The organism is Flavobacteriales bacterium (assembly GCA_013001705.1).
In the GTDB taxonomy this organism is placed as follows: Bacteria; Bacteroidota; Bacteroidia; order Flavobacteriales_D; family JABDKJ01; genus JABDLZ01.
Genome location: JABDLZ010000121.1, coordinates 1 through 4,809, shown reverse-complemented (window position 1 = coordinate 4,809; position 4,809 = coordinate 1). Strand labels below are relative to the sequence as shown.

Here is a 4,809-nt window from a genome sequence, read left to right as displayed (position 1 = left end):
ATCAATGAAGCGAAAGAAGGGAATGTAGTAGGTATCGGCCTGTATGGTGATAACATCCACCTGGGCTATGGCTCCAGGGGAGGATGGCAGTTCAAACAACAGATGAACATCATCTCAGACTCCGATGGGAACGTTCTCAAGGAGATCAATGGGAAACCTGCTCTCGAATTCTATAAGGAGAAACTGAATGGTAAACTGCACACCTTGCCTTCAGATGCGCTGAAGTACCCACTGATGATTTCTGACGTCTATAGCGAACAGAATCTGGTACGTACGGTATTGAGCATCGATGAAGAAGAGCAGACCATGACCTTTGCAGGAGATATGCCTATTGCCAGCGGGGTTCAATTCCTCGAAGCTACTGATGATCAATTGATCGAGGGTGCGCGCTCGGCCGCCTCGGTGACCAAAGGACGACTGGGTGATAACCCCAGCCAATTGGCATTTTTGATCAGTTGTGTAGGCCGAAAGCTCGTATTGAAAGACCGGGTGCACGATGAGGTAAAGGCTGTGCATGAAATCCTTGGTCTCAATACGCAGATCACCGGTTTCTATTCATACGGTGAACTCAGTCCTTCAGAAGTGAGCGGACGCTGCGAACTACTGAATCAGACCATGACCATCGTCACGATCAGCGAAGACTGCTGATACTCATGCTTGGGCTTGTGCCCGACCGTGACATTGCTTGTATTTCTTTCCACTACCACATGGACAGGGTTCGTTACGACCCACTTTCTTTTCTGTGCGGATCGGTCGAGTGACCTTGGGTCGCTGACGAGCAGGAGCCTGACCCGGAGCTGAACTATCAGCCGGGCCATATCCTGGAACATCGGTCTTGCTCTCCTTGACATTGGCCAGATCATCATTGCCTCTGCGGGTGCTATCGGTCGTTCTGACCTGGGTCTGACCCACATTGGAAGGTAAAGTGGCCTTGATCAAGAAGGACGCCATGTCACCATTGATACGATCGATCATCGTCTTGAACAACTCGAAGGATTCGAATTTGTAGATCAATAAGGGGTCCTTCTGCTCATATCTCGCATTCTGCACGGATTGGCGCAGGTCATCCATTTCTCTGAGATGCTCTTTCCACTCGTTATCGATCATGGCCAGCATCACCCCTTTCTCTACTTCACGGATCAACTCCTTTCCTTGTGTATTGTATGCCTTCTCTAGATTAGCGACCACGTTGAGGGTGCGTTTACCATCTGTGAAGGGAACAACGATGTTCTTGTACTGTTCGCTCTGATTTTCGTAAACATTCTTCACCACTGGATAGACCGCCTTGGATAGCAATTCCGACTTCTGAGCGTAGTGCTTACTCGCAGCCTCATAGACTTTATCGGCCACTTCTTCATCGCTGGAACTTATGAACTCCTCTTCACTTACCGGAGAGGCGATGGAGAAATTGCGGAGCAATTCCATTTTGAATCCTTCGAAGTCCTTGTCCTCATGGGTGGCCATGACGGTAGACTCGGTGAGGTCATTGAACATATTGGCGACCTCCAATGACATACGCTCACCGAAGAGGGCATAGCGCCTTTTCTTGTAGATCACTTCCCGCTGCGTGTTCATGACATCGTCATACTCCAGCAAGCGTTTACGGATACCGAAGTTGTTCTCCTCCACTTTCTTCTGAGCCCGCTCGATGGATTTGGTGATCATCGAGTGCTGGATCACTTCCCCTTCTTCAATACCCAGCCTGTCCATCATGCGTGCTATGCGGTCCGAACCGAATAGGCGCATCAAGCTATCTTCCAAGGACACGAAGAACTGGGAGCTTCCCGGGTCTCCTTGTCGTCCTGCTCGCCCTCTGAGCTGGCGATCGACCCTACGCGAATCGTGTCGTTCTGTACCCACAATGGCCAGTCCTCCGGCATCTTTGACCGCTTGAGTGAGTTTGATATCGGTACCTCGTCCGGCCATGTTGGTCGCGATGGTCACATTGCCTGCTCTACCTGCCTGTGCTACGATCTCGGCCTCTCGCTGGTGCAGTTTGGCATTGAGCACATTGTGCTCGATCTTCTTCATGGAGAGCATCTTGCTCAATAGCTCTGATACTTCTACCGAAGTCGTACCTACCAATACCGGTCGTCCGGCATTGCTGATCTCCACCACCTCATCGATGATGGCCTTGTACTTCTCCCGGGCGGTCTTGAATACCAGGTCTTCTCTATCGTCCCGCTGTATCGGGCGATTGGTGGGTATGACTACCACATCCAATTCATAGATGTCCCAGAACTCCCCCGCCTCGGTCTCGGCCGTTCCGGTCATCCCGGCCAGCTTATGGTACATGCGGAAGAAATTCTGCAGTGTGACCGTTGCATAGGTCTGCGTGGAGGCCTCGATCTTCACATTCTCCTTGGACTCGATGGCTTGGTGAAGACCGTCACTGTAACGCCTGCCTTCCATGATACGTCCGGTCTGCTCGTCTACGATCTTGACCTTATTGTCCATCACCACATACTCCACATCAGCTTCAAAGAGAGTGTAGGCCTTGAGCAGCTGATTGATGGTATGGATACGCTCGGATTTCACGGAGAAATCGCGCATCAACTCGTCCTTCTGCTTGAGTTGCTCCTCATCAGAGAGACCTTTCTTATCGATCTCTGCAATGGCAGCTCCTACATCGGGCATGATGTAGAAGGTAGGATCATCACTTCCTGATATGAGATCCACCCCTTTCTCGGTCAATTCGATGGCATTGTGCTTCTCATCGATGGTGAAATAGAGGAGTTCATCTGCCTTGGGCATCTCTTTTCCCTGATCCTGCAGGTAGTAGGCCTCGGTCTTGAGAAGTTGGTTCTTCACTCCGGGCTCGGAGAGGAACTTGATGAGTGCTTTATTCTTTGGTAGACCACGGAATGCTCTGAATAGGGCGACTCCACCCTCTTGGAGATCCTCTTTGCTCGGAGCTCCTTCATCGATGCCTTTCAGTCGCTTCTTGGCATCGGAAAGCAGCGTGGTGACCAATTGCTTCTGTGCGGCCACCAGCTTCTGGACCTTGGGTTTGAGTTCATTGAACTCATGCAGGTCTCCTTTGGGCGTAGGACCAGAGATGATCAAAGGTGTACGTGCATCATCGATCAGTACCGAATCGACCTCATCTACAATGGCATAGTGGTGCTTGCGCTGGACCAGACTCTCCGGGTCCGTGGTCATATTGTCACGCAGATAGTCGAAGCCGAATTCGTTATTGGTACCGTAGGTGATGTCGGCTTGATAGGCCGCTCTGCGCTCGGGAGAGTTGGGACGGTGGTTGTCGATGACATCGATGGTCATTCCGTGGAACTGGAAGATGGGGGCCATCCATTCCGCATCCCGCTTTGCGAGATAGTTATTGACCGTGACCAAATGCACGCCCTTGCCCGCAAGGGCATTGAGGAACACAGGTAAGGTGGCCACGAGGGTCTTTCCTTCTCCGGTCTGCATCTCAGCTATCTTCCCCTCATGGAGAACGATACCTCCGATGAGCTGCACATCATAGTGCACCATATCCCAGGTAATGGGTGAACCACCGGCCATCCAGGTGCTCTGCCAAGTGGCCTTGTCGCCATCAATGGTGACATGATCGACTGCGGCCGCCAGATCCCGATCGAATTGCTGAGCGGTGACGGTGAGGGAATCATTTTCCTTGAATCTTCGTGCGGTCTCCTTAACAATGGCAAAGGCCTCTGGGAGGACTTTCCGTAGGACTTCTTCTAACTTCTCATCTATTCCTTTGGTCAGCTCATCCACCTCCTTGTAGATGGCCTCTTTTTCTTCGATCTCTTGAGCTGCATCCTCGGCCTTGAGTTTCAATTCTTCGACCTTCTTCTCATCCTCGGCAATATGGTCAGCAATCTGCTTCTTGAGCCTGATGGATCGCTCGCGGAGTTCCTCATTGCTGATAGAGGATAGGGTATCAAATACCTTATTGGTCTCATCGACCAATGGCATGATGGCCTTCATGTCCCGAGTGGACTTGTCTCCGAAGACTTTCTTAAGTGATTTGGTGAGCGTACCTAGCATAGGGTCAATTCATCGATGTTCAGGGAATGGGTCAATAACCTTTCCAAAATGCAAATCTGCCAATACGTCAGAAAAGAACCATGAAAAGAAGGATAAATAGTTGGTTTCACTAAAAAAAGAAAGACCCAGACGCTGTCTGGGTCAAAAGTTCATTCAGGATAAGTCGCGAGGAATCAATACTCATCCTCATTGAAGAAGAAATCTTCTTTGGATGGGTAATCCGGCCAGATATCCTCGATGGTCTCCAGCAATTCGCCTTCGTCCTCTATCTCCTGTAAGTTCTCCACCACTTCAAGGGGGGCGGCCGTTCGCAATGCGAAGTCGATCAACTCATCCTTTGTTGCCGGCCATGGGGCATCTTCCAAATAGGAAGCCAATTCTAGTGTCCAATACATCTCTTGTCTCTCTTAAAAAGAATCCCTGTTCGGAATTCACGCAAAAATAAATTTTTCAGTATGCGGCCACACAAATTTCCTACCAAGCATAACTTGCATAATATCAATTACTTAGATGCTTGTCAAGCTTTTTTTGGTCTCCAGGGAGTCTCTTCGACCCCCTGATCGAAGGCAATTCTGCGTGCAAGAATGAAGAGAAGATCACTTAATCTGTTAAGATATCGGATGATGACCTGCTCTGTTTCCACCTCTTCGGACATTCGGATCACAGCCCTTTCTGCTCTGCGGCAGACCGTGCGTGCGAGGTGACAAGTGGACACTGCTCGATGTCCTCCTGGCAGGATGAAATTCCGCATGGGCGGTAATCCTTCTTCCCATTGGTCGATCCATTTTTCAAGCTGGG

At 50.3% G+C, this 4,809-nt stretch carries 4 protein-coding genes; 1 reads left to right on the top strand and 3 read right to left on the bottom strand.

Going from position 1 to position 4,809, the window contains the following annotated elements; translation table 11 throughout:
* Positions 1–648 (top strand): hypothetical protein (locus HKN79_05115; GenBank protein ID NNC82939.1); only part of this gene is annotated, 648 nt, incomplete at its 5' end.
* Positions 649–651: 3 nt separating this feature from the next.
* Here the strand turns inward: HKN79_05115 and secA are convergent.
* The 3 genes from secA to HKN79_05100 all read right to left on the bottom strand — a co-directional run.
* Positions 652–4,011 (bottom strand): preprotein translocase subunit SecA, encoded by a 3,360-nt coding sequence (secA, locus tag HKN79_05110; protein NNC82938.1) that lies wholly within the window; start codon positions 4,009–4,011, stop codon positions 652–654.
* A 173-nt stretch (positions 4,012–4,184) separates the two neighbouring features.
* Positions 4,185–4,406: a DUF2795 domain-containing protein gene (locus HKN79_05105; protein NNC82937.1), complete on the bottom strand. Its 222-nt coding sequence runs from the start codon at positions 4,404–4,406 to the stop codon at positions 4,185–4,187.
* A 122-nt stretch (positions 4,407–4,528) separates the two neighbouring features.
* The coding region (locus tag HKN79_05100) for an ATP:cob(I)alamin adenosyltransferase (GenBank protein ID NNC82936.1) at positions 4,529–4,809 on the bottom strand (281 nt) is incomplete at its 5' end.

Bases quoted from the DNA above. Each gene is read 5' to 3' on its own strand.
- secA (NNC82938.1), bottom strand. From the start codon at position 4,011: ATGCTAGGTACGCTCACCAAATCACTTAAGAAAGTCTTCGGAGACAAG.
- HKN79_05105 (NNC82937.1), bottom strand. From the start codon at position 4,406: ATGTATTGGACACTAGAATTGGCTTCCTATTTGGAAGATGCCCCATGG.